Here is a 15,336-nt window from a genome sequence, read left to right as displayed (position 1 = left end):
GATGTTAACGACGGTTGCCGAAAATCCGCAGCAGCATCAGGAACAGGTTGATAAAGTCCAGATAGAGCGTCAGCGCACCGAGAATGGCGTATTTACGCAGGTTGCCGCTGTCTCTTACGTCGATCTGCTCGCCAATGTTTTTCAGCTTCTGCGTGTCATACGCCGTCAGGCCAACGAAGACAATCACCCCAATATAGGTCACTATCCACATCAGCGTCTCGCTCTTGAGCCAGAAGTTGACCAACGAGGCCAGCACAATACCTATCAGCGCCATAAACAGCATATTGCCGAAGCCGCTCAGATCGCGTTTAGTGGTGTAGCCGTAGAGGCTCATGGCACCGAACATGCCACCGGTTACCACAAAGGTGCTGGCGATAGACGAGTAGGTATAAACCACAAAGATACTGGCCAGGGTCAGGCCGGTCAGCGCCGAATAGAGCATAAACAGCGTGGTCGCCATCGCCGCACTGAGCTTGTGCACCAGCCCGGAGAGAACGAACACCAGCGCCAGCTGGGCGATAATCAGGCCAAAGAAAGTGATTTTGCTGGAGAAGACAAACATCATCACCGCGGGGGTATTGGCCGCGAACCAGGCGATAAACGCCGTCAGGAACAGCCCGCAGGTCATCCAGCCGTAGACCTGGGCCATGTAAGTTTGCAGCCCGCTACGGGCCTGGACAATTGAATCGGATCGTGGGAATCGGTCCATGATTAACTCCTGTTAAGTGAACACGCTTCTAAGGGTAACACATCCGGGGAAAAGCAGCTTACCAGCGCTTCGCGGCCTGCTGGTCGCTCTCTCGCGCCTCGACCCACCGATCGCCCTCCTCCGTGGCCTCTCGCTTCCAGAAGGGGGCGCGGGTCTTCAGGTAGTCCATAATATACTCCCCGGCGGCAAAGGCGCTGCCGCGATGGACGCTGGTGACGCCGACGAAGACAATCTCATCCCCCGGCCACAGCTCGCCGATGCGGTGGACCACGGTGACACGGCCCAGCGGCCAGCGATCCCGGGCCTGCTGGACGATATCGGCCAGCGTTTTTTCGGTCATGCCAGGGTAGTGCTCAAGGGTCAGGGCGCGCACGCTGTCACCGAGATTGTGGTTGCGTACCTTGCCGGTGAAGGTCACTACCGCCCCGTCTTCGTCGCGTTCCGCCAGCCAGGTGTACTCCTTGCCGACGCTAAAGGGATCGAGGCCTACGCGAATACGCGTGTCGCTCATCTTAACCTCCCGTTACCGGCGGGAAGAGCGCGACTTCATCGCCGCTCACGACCGGATGGTCAAAGCTTACCAGGGTCTGGTTGACCGCCACCAGCAGACGGCCCTCCTCCAGCGCCAGCGCCCAGCGGTCACCTTTGGCGGCCAGCTGCTGACGCAGCGCTTCAACGCTTGGGAACTCGCTCTCCAGCGTCAGGCTATCGCAGCCCACCAGCTCCCGCACCTGGGCAAAAAAGAGGACTTTAATCATCGTTATCCGCCCTAAAATCACCGGATTTGCCGCCGCTCTTCGCCAGCAGGCGAACCGGGCCTATCACCATATCTTTCTGTACCGCTTTACACATGTCGTAGATGGTCAGCGCCGCCACCGAGGCGGCCGTCAGCGCCTCCATCTCAACGCCGGTTTTGCCGGTCAGACGGCACAGCGTCGTAATACGCACCCGATTGTGTTCCGGCTGCGCCTCAAGATTCACCTCGACCTTGCTCAGCATCAGCGGATGGCAGAGGGGGATCAGCTCCCAGGTGCGCTTCGCCGCCTGGATACCGGCAATACGCGCGGTGGCAAAGACGTCGCCCTTGTGATGGCTGCCGTCGATAATCATCGCCAGCGTCTCGGGGAGCATGGTAACAAAAGCCTCCGCCTGCGCTTCACGCACGGTCTCCGCTTTTGCCGAGACGTCGACCATGTGCGCCTCACCGGCGGCGTTAATGTGGGTCAGTTGTGACATAGCTTACTTCTTCAAATGGGGGTGAAAATTGCACGGACGGGTGCGCGCATCAAGCTGCGGCGCAATGATATTCTCCCATGCGGTACGGCAGGCTTTGGTCGAGCCGGGCATAGCAAAAATCAGCGTGTTGTTGGCGATACCCGCCACCGCACGGGACTGCAGCGTGGCGGTACCGATCTCTTCAAAGGAGAGCATACGGAACACCTCGCCAAAGCCTTCGACTTCACGATCGAAGAGCGGCAGCAGCGCCTCCGGGGTCTGGTCACCGGCGGTAAAGCCCGTGCCGCCGTTGATGACAATAACCTGCACCTCATCGCTGGCGATCCACGCTGAAACCTGGGCGCGAATGGCGTAGCGGTTCTCCTTGACGATGGCTTTCGCTACCACCTGATGACCGGCTTCATGGGCCGCATCGCGCAGGAAGTGGCCCGAGGTGTCCTCCTCTTCGCCGCGACGGCTGGAAACGGTCAGCACGGCAATGCGTGCCGGGACAAACTCTGCGCTGGCCTGACTCATAAACTGCCTCCTTGTAAGGTTTATCCGCCGATATAGGAAAGGTTTTGCGTAATGCCGGTATTGCCCTGATGCAGGAAGTGGGTCTGCTTTTTGTGCGTTAGCGCCTCAGCAATACGCGCCTCCAGCTCCGCCTGCTGGGCATCTTCCGCCAGCAGATCGCGCAGGCTCACGCCGCCGTCGCCAAACAGGCAGAGATGCAGCTTGCCCACCGACGAGACGCGCAGGCGGTTACAGCTGGCGCAGAAATCCTTCTCGTAGGGCATGATCAGGCCGATCTCCCCGGTATAGTCCGGATGGCAAAAGACCTGCGCCGGGCCGTCACTGCGGCCGCGCAGCTTCTGGATCCAGCCGCGACGCAGCAGCTCGTCCCGCAGCACCATGCCGGAGAGGTGGTGCTTGCGGAACAGCTCGCTCCCCTCACCGGTCTCCATCAGCTCAATAAAGCGTAGCTGGATGGGACGGGACTGGATCCACGCCAGGAAGGTATCCAGCTGATGGTGGTTAACGTCGCGCATCAGCACGGTATTCACCTTGACCTTCTCGAAGCCCGCCTCGAAAGCGGCATCAATGCCCTGCATCACCTGGTGAAACTTATCCTGCCCGGTGATGGCGTGAAACTGGCGGGCATCGAGGCTGTCGACGCTGACGTTGATGGCCGTCAGCCCGGCGTCACGCCAGCCGGCCACGTCCCGCGCCAGGCGGTAGCCATTGGTGGTTACCGCCAGCTGGCGGATAGCGGCGTTTTCCCGCACCGCAGCGATGATCTCGGTAAAGTCGCGGCGCAGCGAGGGTTCCCCGCCGGTCAGCCGCACCTTCTCGGTGCCGAGCGCGGAAAACGCACGGGTCACCCGCCGAATTTCATCGAGAGTCAGAAAGCTTTTGTTGGTGACCCCACCCGGCTTGTAGCCATCGGGCAGGCAGTAGGTGCAACGAAAATTGCACACGTCGGTAATAGACAGACGCAGGTAATAGAACTTACGCGCGAATGCATCGGTAAGCTGTGAGGCCATGTACACCTTTCCAAATACGGGAGATGCAGTCATTTCTTCCTGCACCCTGGTGGCAACTGCCACGGCCAAAGCATCATATCCTTAAGACGTAGACGCAGAGGCTAGAGTGTGTGTTGTAACGCTATAAGTAGCGATAGTAGCGCGATAACGTGATTTTCGCCATCCCCGCCTATCGCTATATAAAATGATATATAGCGGCCTAATCGTGCATTTTCATTACAGAATACGTGAAAATCAGCCTCTTGCCTTGATATGCATCATTTTCACCCGCTTGGGGCATCGTCTTTAAGGGGTATTTAGGTTAACGTAGCGCAGTTTTTTAGCCATTAAGGAAAAGCTATGCGTAGTCGTACGCTTGCAGATCTTGACCGGGTTGTCGCCCTTGGCGGCGGACACGGTCTGGGTCGCGTTATGTCCTCGCTGGGGTCGTTGGGTTCAAGGCTGACGGGGATCGTCACTACCACCGATAATGGCGGGTCAACCGGGCGTATTCGTCGCGCCGAGGGCGGCATCGCCTGGGGCGATATGCGTAACTGTTTGAACCAGTTAATTACCGAGCAGAGCGTCGCTTCAGCGATGTTTGAGTACCGTTTTACCGGTAATGGCGAGCTTTCGGGCCATAACCTCGGAAATTTGATGTTAAAGGCGCTGGACCACCTTAGCGTGCGGCCTCTGGAGGCGATCAATTTAATTCGCAACCTGCTGAAGGTAGATGCGTTTTTGATCCCTATGTCGGAGCAGCCGGTGGATTTGATGGCTATCGACAGCGAGGGGCATACGGTCTACGGCGAGGTAAACGTCGATGGACTGACGACGCCGATTCAGGAGCTGATGCTCTTCCCCTCCGTGCCTGCCACCCGCGAGGCGATAGAGGCGATTGCCGAAGCGGATCTGATCCTGATTGGCCCTGGCAGCTTCTACACCAGCCTGATGCCGCTGGTGCTGCTCGGCGATCTGGCTCAGGCGCTGCGCCGTACCCCTGCCCCGGTGGTCTATATCGATAACCTGGGCAAAGAGCTGAGTGCCGAGGCGGCGCGAATGGATCTGCCCGCCAAGCTAACCTTGCTGGAGCAGCTGGTGGGCAAGCGAATTGTCGATGCCGTCGTGGTCGGGCCCGAGGCGGAAACGGCGGATCTTAGCGACCGCATCGTGGTGCAGGAGGCGCTGGAGGCGAGCGATGTTCCCCATCATCACGATCGCCATCTGCTACGCATCGCGCTGGAGCATGCCGTCCAGCGGCTGGGCTGAATTTTGCTCTTCCAGACTTTTCTGAAGATCTTAAGGTTCCCTTAACTCTCTTCTGTGAACATACGCAGCATACTCTTTTCAGGAAGTTATGTATGCGTATGTTCCCGTTCTACAGGCCAGCCTTAGGGCGCATGACCTTTACCATCCTGTTTTCATTCTATATCGCCGTTGCGCTGAACCTTGTCTTTTATCGTCAGGCCTGGACGCTGCTGGCGGTGCACTCGCCGTGGTCGCTGGCAGTCTTTTTATCGATGCCGATCGTCGCCTTCTGCGTGATCAACATTCTGACCACGCTGGCCTCATTTATCTGGCTGGACCGGCTGCTGATCTGCCTCTTTATTCTGCTCTGCGCGGCAACCCAGTACTTTATCTGGACCTACGGCGTGATTATCGATCGTACAATGATCGCCAATATTCTCGATACCACGCCAGCCGAAAGCCTTGCCTTAATGACGCCCCAGCTGCTGCTAACGATAGGCATCTCCGGCGTGCTGATGGCCATTCTGGCCTGCTGGCTAAGGATCAAAAAAACGCCTTCCGGCTGGCGTAGCCTGCTGATCCGTGGTGCGAACATCCTCGCGTCGATCGCCGTGCTGCTGGTCATATCGCTCTTTTTCTACAAGGACTATGCCTCGCTGTTCCGCAACAACCACGAGCTGGTGAAATCTCTCGGGCCGTCGAACAGCATTACTGCAATGCACTCTTACTATATTCATCACCGGATGGATAACCTGCCGCTGGTGAAATTTGGCGAAGACGCCACGCTGGTGCCTCAGATGCATCAGGGCACGAAGAAGAATTTAACCATTCTGGTGGTAGGCGAAACCTCGCGCGCGGCGGATTTTTCCCTCTCCGGTTATCCGCGCGAGACAAATCCTCTGCTTGAAAAAGATAACGTCGTCTATTTCCCACAAACGACCTCCTGCGGTACGGTAACGGCAGTCTCTGTCCCCTGCATGTTTTCGGGGATGGCGCGCAAGAACTACGATGAGCAGTTGGCCCACCATCGGGAAGGCCTGCTGGATATTATCCAGCGCGCAGGGATCCAGGTGTTATGGAACGAAAACGACGGCGGCTGTAAAGGTGCCTGCGACCGGGTCCCCCATCAGGACGTTACGGCCCTGAACCTGGCCGACTTCTGTACCGCCGGGGAGTGCCAGGACGAGATCCTGTTCCACGGTCTGGAGCAGTACATTAGCCATCTTCAGGGCGACGGGCTGATCGTGCTGCATACTATCGGTAGCCACGGTCCGACCTATTATCAACGTTATCCGCCGCAGTTCAGGAAATTCACCCCGACCTGCGATACCAACGAAATCCAGACCTGCTCGCAAGAACAGCTTAAGAATACCTACGATAATACGGTACTGTACGTCGATTACATCGTCGATAAGGCGATAAAATTGCTGCAGTCGCAGCAGGATAAGTTTACTACCAGCCTGGTTTACCTCTCCGATCACGGCGAGTCGCTGGGCGAAGACGGTGTTTATCTGCACGGCCTGCCCTATGCCATTGCGCCGGAATCGCAAAAGCATGTGCCGATGCTGATCTGGCTATCGCCAGACTTTCAGCAGCGCTACCGGGTAAGTCAGGCATGCCTGCAGAAACGCGCCGCCAGCGAAGCTTTTTCGCAGGATAACCTGTTTTCAACCATGCTGGGCATCACGGGCGTACAGACCCATGTTTACCAGCCAGCCGATGATATTTTGGCCGCGTGCAAGGAGTCATAATCGATGAAAATATTAATCGTAGAGGATGATGCATTGCTGTTGCAGGGACTGATCCTGGCAATGCAGTCCGAGGGGTACGCCTGCGACGGGGTAAGCACCAGCCGGGAGGCCATGCTCAGCCTGGCGTCGGGGCACTACAGCCTTATCGTGCTCGATCTGGGGCTGCCGGATGAAGATGGCCTGAATCTCTTGCAGCGGCTGCGGCGGGAGAAGGTCTGTCTGCCGGTGTTGATCCTGACCGCCCGGGATACCGTGGAGGATCGCATCTCCGGCCTGGACGCGGGCGCAGACGACTATCTGATTAAGCCCTTTGCGCTTGAGGAGCTTAACGCCCGCATTCGGGCGCTGCTGCGTCGCCACAATAACCAGGGCGACAGTGAAATTGTCGTAGACGATCTGCGCCTGAACGTGACGACCCGCCAGGTATGGCTGGCCGGGCAATCAATGGATCTGACGCCAAAAGAGTACGCCCTGCTGTCACGGCTGATGCTCAAGGCAGGCAGCCCGGTGCATCGGGAAATTCTCTACAATGATATCTATAACTGGGATAACGAGCCGGCCACCAACACCCTTGAGGTGCATATTCATAATCTGCGGGATAAGATTGGGAAAGACCGCATCCGCACGGTGCGTGGTTTTGGCTATCAGCTGATTAAAACGGAGCAGACGACCTGATCCTATGCCAGACAAGATAAAAAAGGGGCTATTCTCTGGCCGCTGGACCCTACGCGGACGCCTTCTGCTGACCATTGGCTCGATCCTGGTGCTGTTTCAGCTCATCAGCGTCTTCTGGTTATGGCATGAGAGCAAGGAGCAGATCCAGCTGCTGGTGGAGAGTGCCATCTACAAGCACAACAACCATGCGCACATTGAACGCGAGGTGCACGAAGCGGTTGCCAGCCTGCTGGTGCCGAGCCTGTTTATCATCGGCATGGCGCTGCTGCTCTGCATGCAGGCGGTGAAGCTGATCACCCGTCCGCTGCGTGACCTACAGCAGGAGCTGGAGCTCCGCACGCCGGATAACCTGCAGCCGATTGTGCTCGACAAACCTTCAGCAGAGGTGGAAGCGGTCAGCTCAGCCATTAACCAGCTGGTGGCGCGCCTGAACCTGACGCTCGATCGCGAGCGGCTCTTTACCGCCGACGTCGCCCACGAGCTGCGTACCCCGTTAGCGGGGCTGCGCCTGCATCTGGAGCTGCTGGCGAAAAGCCACCCCTCCGTTGACGTCAGCCGCCTGATCTTACGCATCGATCAGATGACGGAGAGCGTCTCTCAGCTGCTGCAGCTGGCCCGCATGGCACAGTCGTTCTCGGCGGGTAGCTACCAGCAGGTGATGCTGATCCATGACGTGATGCTGCCTCTTCAGGATGAGCTACAGACGATGCTGAGCACCCGCCAGCAGACCCTGGCGCTGCCCAAAGGTCAAAAAGACGTGGCGGTACGCGGCGATGCCGTTCAGCTCCGCGTGCTGCTGAGAAACCTGGTGGAGAACGCCCACCGCTACAGCCCGGAGAGGAGCGTTATCACCCTCAAGCTGGAGCAGACGCCTGCTCCGGTGCTGGCGGTCGAGGATGAAGGCCCGGGCGTGGACGAAGCGAAGAGTAAAGAGCTGAGCAAAGCTTTTGTCAGGATGGACAGTCGCTACGGCGGTATTGGGCTGGGATTAAGCATCGTCAGCCGTATCGCCCAACTGCACGACGGGCAATTCTATCTACATAACCGCATACCCAAGCCCGGCGTGCGGGCCTGGGTGCGGTTTCCGCCTGTTATTTAGACAGATTATTTAGACAGATTGTTTACACAGATTAGGACGCCGCAATAAAGAGATCGCGAAGCTGATGGAGGCGGTCACGCAGCTGTGCCGCCTCTTCGAACTCCAGGTTCTGGGCGTGCTGTAACATCTGCGCTTCCAGCTCGTGGATCTTCTGCTGCAGCGCCTTCGGCGTCAGCGCCAGTTCAGACTCGTCCACCACCACCGGCGAGCGGGATTTACCGCGTCCTTTGGCTTTGGTCTTGGCAATATTCTCGCCCAGCGCCAGGATATCCACCACTTTCTTATTCAGGCCCTGCGGCGTAATGCCGTGCTCTTCGTTGTACTGCTGCTGCTTCGCCCGACGGCGCTCGGTTTCGCCAATCGCCTTCGCCATCGACGGGGTGATTTTATCCCCGTACAGGATCGCCTTGCCGTTGACGTTACGCGCCGCACGGCCGATGGTCTGGATCAGCGAGCGTTCGGAGCGCAGGAAGCCCTCTTTGTCGGCATCGAGAATCGCCACCAGCGAAACCTCTGGCATATCCAGCCCCTCACGCAGCAGGTTGATGCCCACCAGCACGTTGAACTCGCCCAGACGCAGATCGCGGATAATCTCCATACGCTCAACGGTATCGATATCCGAGTGCAGGTAGCGCACCTTCTCGCCGTGCTCTTCCAGATACTCGGTGAGATCCTCGGCCATGCGCTTGGTGAGCGTGGTGACCAGCACACGCTCGTTAATGGCGACGCGCTTGCGGATCTCCGAGAGCAGATCGTCCACCTGCGTGCCCACCGGGCGGACTTCGATAATCGGGTCAAGCAGGCCGGTCGGGCGCACCACCTGATCGACAATCTCTTCCCCGGATTTCTCCAGCTCGTAGTTGCCCGGCGTCGCCGAGACGTAGATGGTCTGCGGAGCTAAACCTTCGAACTCTTCAAACTTCATCGGACGGTTGTCCAGCGCCGACGGCAGGCGGAAGCCATACTCCACCAGCGTCTCTTTACGCGCCCGGTCGCCGCGGTACATGCCGCCAATCTGCGGAATGGTGACGTGGGACTCATCAATCACCAGCAGGCCGTCGGCAGGCAGGTAGTCAAACAGGGTCGGCGGCGCTTCGCCCGGCCCGCGCCCGGAGAGGTAGCGGGAGTAGTTCTCGATGCCCGAGCAGTAGCCCAGCTCGTTCATCATCTCCAGATCGAACTGGGTGCGCTGGGTAATACGCTGCTCTTCCAGCAGCTTGTTGTTGGCCAGCAGCGTCTTGCGCCGGTCCGCCAGCTCTACTTTGATATCTTCCATCGCCTGCACGATGCGCTCGCGCGGGGTCACGTAGTGGGTTTTCGGGTAGACGGTGTAGCGCTGAATAGTGGATTCAACGTGCCCGGTCAGCGGGTCAAACAGCGACAGGCGCTCCACCTCTTCATCAAACAGCTCAACGCGCAGCGCCACGTCGTCTGACTCCGCCGGGAAGATATCGATCACCTCGCCGCGCACGCGGAAAGTGCCGCGCTGGAAGGCCTGATCGTTACGCGTGTACTGCAGCTCCGACAGGCGGCGCAGAATATCACGCTGGTTGATGATCATACCGATGGTCAGGTGGAGCATCATTTTCAGATAGAGATCGGGATCGCCGAGGCCGTAGATGGCCGACACCGAGGCCACAACTACCACGTCGCGCCGCTCCAGCAGCGCTTTGGTCGCCGAGAGACGCATCTGCTCAATATGCTCGTTCACCGAGGCATCTTTTTCGATAAAGGTGTCTGAGCTCGGCACGTAGGCTTCCGGCTGGTAGTAGTCGTAGTAGGAGACGAAGTACTCCACGGCGTTGTCCGGGAAAAACTCCTTCATTTCGCCATACAGCTGGGCTGCCAGGGTTTTATTCGGCGCAAGCACCATTGTTGGCCGCTGCAGGTCGGCGATCACGTTGGCAACGGTAAACGTCTTCCCTGAACCGGTTACCCCGAGCAGGGTCTGGTGCGCCAGTCCGTCCTCCAGCCCCTCTTTCAGGCGGCGAATGGCTTCTGGCTGATCGCCAGAGGGACGAAAAGCGGAATTCAGTTTGAATGGTTTACTCATGAATAGCTACCTGATGAAGGAATGAGCGGGCAGGTGAGTAATTTTACTCGCGACGGTGGATTTTGCCAATAAATTATACTGGATGAAAACCCAGTAGCAGACAGGAATATCTGTGTTACATAAGGCAATTTCAAGCGCCATAAGGAAAATTTGCCCCAGGGACAGAATTAAAAACTAAAAAAAATATCTTATCCCCAGAACTTTTTGCGATTTAACATTTGTCAAGTCGGGTAGTGAAAGTTTTGTGTCAGTGGGTGACACTTTTCTTACATCCGTTGCTTTTATTCAACTTGTTGATTTTAAAATATTTATACAAAAAGCCGCGTTTCGCATCAATTCATGCCTAAGCCGCGTGCTCTCTCGCTTTGCACGCGTTTTCTAACTCTAATGCACAAGGTTATCCACAGGAATAGTGGATAACTGTCGCCAGCCCGTACCCCCTGTGACTCAGCGAAAATTGGGTTTTGCGTAACGGGTCGCAGGTAAAAAAATTTTCCCACCATTTTTTATCGCATTCAGACGCGACTGCACCATGAAAAATCAGATTTGCCCGCATCTAGCACTGTTAGCGTGCAGATGCAATAAGGCAGACCGGCGGATTAGCCGAATTTAGCGATTTTTCTTCATCTTGCTCCGAAAAACAGAGCATAACACGCTTCTGGCAAGGCTTTTGCAACATATCTTTTACAGACCAGGCCAAGGAGATGAAATGATGTTGAGCTTACGTGCAGTGAATCACTATTACGGCGATCAGCATACGCTATGGAATGTCGATCTCGATCTTATCCCTGGTACCTGCACCTGCGTCATGGGGCTGCCGGGAATGGGGAAAACCACGTTGGTCAACTGTATCTCTGGCTATCTTGCCGTGGAGAGCGGCAGCATGACCTGGCAGGAGGCCGGGGCCGCCCCCCTCAATCTGCTGCAGGTGAAGATGGAGGATCGTCCGGCAATGGGTATCGCCTGCGTGCCGCAGGACAGGCGGATCTTCTCCCAGCTAACGGTAGAGGAGAATTTACAGGTTGCCTGGCTGGCGGTAGGTGAGCACGGCAGCGCCGTCACCCGGGATATCTACGATCTCTTCCCCGAGCTGTACGCCCTGCGCCAGATAAAGGGCGCAGGGCTATCAGAAGATAACCAGCACCAGCTGGCGCTGGCCCGGGCGCTGGTGACCCATCCACGCCTGCTGATCCTTGATGAGCCGACCCGGGGGCTGGGCCAGGCCTTTATCCATAAGCTAGGCAACCTGCTGGTGCGCCTGAACCAGGATTTCGGCATGACCATCCTGCTGGCGGAGCAGCATCTGTCGTTTGTGCGCCGCGTCGCCGACCGCTTCTATCTGCTGCATCGGGGACGCAACGTGGCCCAGGGAAGCGTTACGCAGCTGGACGATCCGCTGCTTTCCCAGTGGATGACGCCGGATCTAAAGCACTGAGATCGATCCAGTGGCCTGTTTCACTCTCAGGCGAGGCGTTCTCCAGCCACGGGATCTCGCCGAGGAACGGCGCAGGCAGCATGCGCTTAAGCGTTGCCAGATACTCCGCGTGACGGTGTCCCGGCGGTACCACGTCGTTAGCCACCCAGCCTGCCAGCCGCAATCCCGCCTGCTGCACCGCCTGGGCGGTCAGCATCGCATGGTTGATGCAGCCAAGCTTAACGCCCACCACTAAAATTACCGGCAGCTGCTCCTGGGTAGCCCAGTCGGCAAAGGTCAGGGTCTCTGAGAGCGGCGTAAACCAGCCTCCGGCCCCCTCCACCAGCACCCACTCCGCCTGCGCTTCCAGTGTCCGCAATCCTGCCGAGAGCGTTTCCGCCTCGATAGGCTGCCCGAGGGCGGCGCTGACGATGTGCGGTGAGGTGGGCTCAGCAAAGGTGTATGGGTTCACGGCCTCGTAGCGCAGGGCCAGGGTACTGTTGTGCTGTAGCGCCAGCGCGTCGCTGTTGCGCAGCCCCTCCGGCGTCATCTCGCTGCCGGAGGCGACCGGTTTGTAGCCCGCGGTCTGCCGCCCCGCCAGCGCGGCGGCCTGTAACAGGGCGCAGCTGGCCACCGTTTTACCGACTTCCGTATCCGTGCCGGTAACAAAATAGCGTTCAGTCATGTTCAATGACTCCCCAAAAAAGTGAATAGGTCAGCAGGCATCTGCCCTGCTGCTGCGGCCATGCCAGTTGCAGGCGCTGAAGCTGGGCGCGGGTCAAAGGCCGGTTGTGCCTGCCAGCGTGCAGGTGCGTCGCGCCGATGCCCTTCAGCGAGCGCATAGCAGAGAGCGCATCGTCAAAGTCCAGCGTAATGCGCTCCACGCCGCACCGGCCGCGCCAGGCATTAACGGTGTCAGCCAGCGCCTCCTCCGCTAAAAATCGGTTAGCGTGCGGATGGCTGTCCACTGCCTGCCAGGCCTGATTCAGCTCCGGCAGCGATCCGCCCGCCAGCGTGGTGAAGGCCACCGCCCCGCCAGGACGCACAACGCGATGCAGCTCTTCGAGCGCCTGGCCGAGATCGTTGCACCACTGCACCGCCAGGTTGCTCCAGGCGAGATCGAACCGGGCATCGGCCAGAGGCAGCGCCTCAATGTCCGCCGCAACGTAGTGCTGGGCGGCCTGCTGGCTCTGCGCCTGTTTGAGCATCGGCAGAGAGAGGTCCAGAGCGGTCACCTCCGCGCCGGTATCGCGCCAGTAGCGGCTCATGCTGCCCGGCCCGCAGCCTGCGTCCAGCACGCACCCTGGCCTGCGTTCGCCAAGCTTTGCCAGCAGCAGGTCTGCGCTCTGGCGCTGCAGCTGCGCATGGCTGTCGTAGCTCTGCGCCGCCCGGCCAAAGGCCGCCGCCACCGCGCGCTTATTCACCTGGCTCATGCAGCACCTCCAGCAGACGATCGATATCCTCCGGCTGATGCGCCGCCGTCAGGGTCAGGCGCAGGCGCGCCGTACCGGCGGGCACGGTGGGCGGACGAATCGCCGTCGCCCAGCACCCTTTCTGCCGCAGGCGCTCCGCCAGGCTCAGCGCCCGGGCGTTATCGCCAACGATCAGCGGCTGGATGGCGCTCTGTGAATCGGTGATGCGCACCGGCAGCGATCCTGCGCCGTGGCGAAAACGCTGAATTAGCGCCGCGAGCGCCGCCCGGCGACGGTTGCCCTCCTCTCCCCGGATCACGCCCAGCGCGGCGCTGAGGGCTACGGCCTGGGCGGGAGGCATAGAGGTGCTGTAGATCAGGTGGCGGGCAAACTGTTCGAAGTAGGTAGCAACAGCTTCGCTGCACAGCACCGCCGCGCCGCTGACGCCAAAGCCTTTGCCAAAGGTGACCACCAGCAGCTCGGGCTTCACGCCCTGCCGCTGGCAGCTGCCGCGCCCCTCCTGACCGGTGACGGCGACGCCGTGGGCATCATCCACCAGCAGCCAGGCCCCGGCGTTGTGCGCCTGCTCAGCAATGGCTGCCAGCGGCGCGCTGTCGCCATCCATGCTGAAGATCCCCTCCGTTACCACCAGCTGCTGGCCGTCGCAGGGTTTATTGAGCAGCGCGGCGAGCTGATCCACATCGTTATGGGCAAAGCGCCGCAGCTGGGCCGGACTGAGACTGGCGGCCTCCAGCAGGGAGGCGTGGCTGAGCTTATCCGCCACGATGCGATCCTCTTTGCCGGTCAGGGCGGCAATCACCGCCTGGTTGGCGGCAAAGCCAGAGATAAACAGCAGCGCCCGCGGGTAGCCCAGCCAGTCGGCCAGCTCGCTCTCCAGGGCATGGTGCGCCCGGGTATAGCCGCTGACGTGCCCGGAGCCGCCGCTGCCCACGCCGTACTGCTCAGCCCCCTGCTGCCAGGCGCGAACGAGGGCTGGGTGCTGGCTTAAGCCGAGATAGTCATTGCTGGAGAAGTTGCAGTAGCGGCTATCGCCCAACGTCAGCCAGCGCCCCGCGCCCTGCTCGACCACCCGGCGCGAACGCAGGGCGTCGGCGGCTCGCCGGGCTGTTAACGCGGCATCGATGCGCTGCTGCCAGCTCATAGCGCCGCCGCGTTGTAGAACTGATCGGTGTCGGCGTTAAAGATCTGCTGCTCCAGCTGCTGCTGCTGCTCGTTATCCCCGGCCATCACGTCGGTCTGCTGCGGGTTCAGCCCAAGCTTACGGAACAGCTGGACGTCTTTATCCTCTTCTGGATTAGGCGTGGTCAGCAGCTTGCAGCCGTAGAAGATAGAGTTGGCCCCGGCCATAAAGCACATCGCCTGGGTCTGCTCGTTCATCTGCTCACGGCCAGCGGAGAGGCGCACAAAGGAGGTTGGCATCATGATGCGCGCCACGGCGATGGTGCGGATAAAATCAAAGGCGTCGACATCGTCATTGTCCGCCAGCGGCGTGCCCTTCACTTTCACCAGCATGTTGATCGGCACGCTCTCCGGCGGCGTCGGCAGGTTCGCCAGCTGCAGCAGCAGGCCCGCGCGATCCTTGACCGTTTCGCCCAGGCCAACGATACCGCCCGAACAGACCTTGATGCCCGCCTCGCGCACCTTATCCAGGGTATCGAGACGCTCCTGATAGGTACGGGTGGTGATGATGTTGCCGTAGAACTCCGGGGAGGTGTCGAGGTTGTGGTTGTAGTAGTCCAGCCCCGCCGAGGCCAGGCGTTGAGCCTGCGTTTCGTCAAGGGTGCCCAGGGTCATGCAGGCTTCGAGGCCCATCGCTTTAACGCCCTGCACCATCTGCTCCAGGTAAGGCATATCGCGCTCGTGCGGGTTCTTCCACGCGGCCCCCATGCAGAAGCGGGTCGATCCGGCGTTTTTCGCCTTGCGGGCCGAGTCCAGCACCTGCTCCACCTCCATCAGGCGCTCCGTCTCCAGTCCGGTTTTGTAGCGCGAGCTTTGCGGGCAGTATTTGCAATCTTCCGGGCAGGCCCCGGTTTTGATCGACAGCAGGGTGCTGACCTGCACCTGACGCGGGTCAAAGTGCTGGCGATGAATAGTCTGTGCTTCAAACAGCAGGTCGAGCAGCGGTTTTTCAAACAGCTCGATAACTTGCGACAGTGTCCAGCGTGCGTGGTGAGCCATAGGGGCGTCTCCAAAAGGTGTATTTAGTTCATGTT

Annotated in this window: 16 protein-coding genes and 1 riboswitch; of the genes, 5 read left to right on the top strand and 11 right to left on the bottom strand. The window is 59.2% G+C overall.

From position 1 onward, the window contains the following. Positions 1-4 precede the first annotated feature (4 nt). From RTX96_RS19040 to moaA, 6 genes are all read right to left on the bottom strand, one after another. Positions 5-709, bottom strand: coding sequence for a Bax inhibitor-1 family protein (locus RTX96_RS19040; protein ID WP_103819761.1), 705 nt, complete (start codon positions 707-709; stop codon positions 5-7). A gap of 58 nt (positions 710-767) precedes the next feature. Then, positions 768-1,220 carry a molybdopterin synthase catalytic subunit MoaE gene (gene moaE / locus RTX96_RS19035; protein ID WP_312671800.1) on the bottom strand — a complete coding sequence of 151 codons (453 nt, stop codon included), beginning with the start codon at positions 1,218-1,220 and terminating at the stop codon, positions 768-770. Position 1,221: 1 nt separating this feature from the next. Beyond that, positions 1,222-1,467: a molybdopterin synthase sulfur carrier subunit gene (gene moaD, locus RTX96_RS19030; RefSeq protein ID WP_312671799.1), complete on the bottom strand. Its 246-nt coding sequence runs from the start codon at positions 1,465-1,467 to the stop codon at positions 1,222-1,224. After that, positions 1,460-1,945 (bottom strand): cyclic pyranopterin monophosphate synthase MoaC, encoded by a 486-nt coding sequence (gene moaC, locus RTX96_RS19025; RefSeq protein WP_103819764.1) that lies wholly within the window; start codon positions 1,943-1,945, stop codon positions 1,460-1,462. Before moaC ends, moaD begins: the two co-directional genes overlap by 8 nt. A 3-nt stretch (positions 1,946-1,948) precedes the next feature. Further along, positions 1,949-2,461 carry a molybdenum cofactor biosynthesis protein B gene (gene moaB, locus RTX96_RS19020; protein WP_103819765.1) on the bottom strand — a complete coding sequence of 171 codons (513 nt, stop codon included), beginning with the start codon at positions 2,459-2,461 and terminating at the stop codon, positions 1,949-1,951. A gap of 20 nt (positions 2,462-2,481) precedes the next feature. After that, positions 2,482-3,471 (bottom strand): GTP 3',8-cyclase MoaA, encoded by a 990-nt coding sequence (gene moaA, locus RTX96_RS19015; protein WP_103819766.1) that lies wholly within the window; start codon positions 3,469-3,471, stop codon positions 2,482-2,484. After that, positions 3,459-3,592, bottom strand: a riboswitch (molybdenum cofactor riboswitch). It overlaps the preceding gene by 13 nt. 218 nt (positions 3,593-3,810) lie before the next feature. Between moaA and yvcK the strand changes: the two genes are divergently transcribed. From yvcK to pmrB, 4 genes are all read left to right on the top strand, one after another. Further along, on the top strand, positions 3,811-4,719 hold the full coding sequence (gene yvcK, locus RTX96_RS19010; protein WP_312671798.1) for a uridine diphosphate-N-acetylglucosamine-binding protein YvcK: 909 nt from the start codon (positions 3,811-3,813) through the stop codon (positions 4,717-4,719). A 92-nt stretch (positions 4,720-4,811) separates the two neighbouring features. After that, complete coding sequence (gene eptA, locus RTX96_RS19005) at positions 4,812-6,449, top strand: phosphoethanolamine transferase EptA (RefSeq protein WP_312671797.1); 1,638 nt, start codon at positions 4,812-4,814, stop codon at positions 6,447-6,449. Between the two features lie 3 nt (positions 6,450-6,452). Then, complete coding sequence (gene pmrA / locus RTX96_RS19000) at positions 6,453-7,124, top strand: two-component system response regulator PmrA (RefSeq protein ID WP_103819769.1); 672 nt, start codon at positions 6,453-6,455, stop codon at positions 7,122-7,124. 4 nt (positions 7,125-7,128) lie between these two features. Continuing rightward, a complete protein-coding gene (gene pmrB / locus RTX96_RS18995; RefSeq protein ID WP_103819770.1) occupies positions 7,129-8,223 on the top strand; it encodes a two-component system sensor histidine kinase PmrB in 1,095 nt (364 codons plus the stop codon). A gap of 31 nt (positions 8,224-8,254) precedes the next feature. Here pmrB and uvrB read toward each other — a convergent pair whose 3' ends face one another. Continuing rightward, on the bottom strand, positions 8,255-10,276 hold the full coding sequence (gene uvrB, locus RTX96_RS18990; protein WP_103819771.1) for an excinuclease ABC subunit UvrB: 2,022 nt from the start codon (positions 10,274-10,276) through the stop codon (positions 8,255-8,257). Positions 10,277-10,988: 712 nt separating this feature from the next. Between uvrB and RTX96_RS18985 the strand changes: the two genes are divergently transcribed. Continuing rightward, the gene (locus tag RTX96_RS18985; RefSeq protein WP_103819928.1) at positions 10,989-11,711 is read left to right on the top strand and encodes an ABC transporter ATP-binding protein; all 723 of its coding nucleotides are present in this window, start codon (positions 10,989-10,991) and stop codon (positions 11,709-11,711) included. Here RTX96_RS18985 and bioD read toward each other — a convergent pair. Genes bioD through bioB form a run of 4 tightly spaced genes read right to left on the bottom strand, consistent with a single transcriptional unit; the run spans position 11,653 to position 15,301 of the window. Further along, entirely contained in the window at positions 11,653-12,375 is a 723-nt protein-coding gene (gene bioD / locus RTX96_RS18980) for a dethiobiotin synthase (RefSeq protein ID WP_312671796.1), read from the bottom strand. The genes RTX96_RS18985 and bioD overlap by 59 nt on opposite strands. Beyond that, on the bottom strand, positions 12,368-13,123 hold the full coding sequence (bioC, locus tag RTX96_RS18975; protein WP_312671795.1) for a malonyl-ACP O-methyltransferase BioC: 756 nt from the start codon (positions 13,121-13,123) through the stop codon (positions 12,368-12,370). Before bioC ends, bioD begins: the two co-directional genes overlap by 8 nt. Then, positions 13,107-14,264, bottom strand: a complete 1,158-nt coding sequence (gene bioF, locus RTX96_RS18970; RefSeq protein WP_312671794.1) for an 8-amino-7-oxononanoate synthase — start codon at positions 14,262-14,264, stop codon at positions 13,107-13,109. Before bioF ends, bioC begins: the two co-directional genes overlap by 17 nt. After that, positions 14,261-15,301 (bottom strand): biotin synthase BioB, encoded by a 1,041-nt coding sequence (bioB, locus tag RTX96_RS18965; protein ID WP_312671793.1) that lies wholly within the window; start codon positions 15,299-15,301, stop codon positions 14,261-14,263. Before bioB ends, bioF begins: the two co-directional genes overlap by 4 nt. Between the last annotated feature and the right edge of the window lie 35 nt (positions 15,302-15,336).

It is taken from the genome of Pseudescherichia sp. (assembly GCF_032052675.1).
In the GTDB taxonomy this organism is placed as follows: Bacteria; Pseudomonadota; Gammaproteobacteria; order Enterobacterales; family Enterobacteriaceae; genus Pseudescherichia.
Note: the sequence above shows the minus strand (reverse complement) of the source record. Positions and strands in the feature narration are given on the sequence as shown.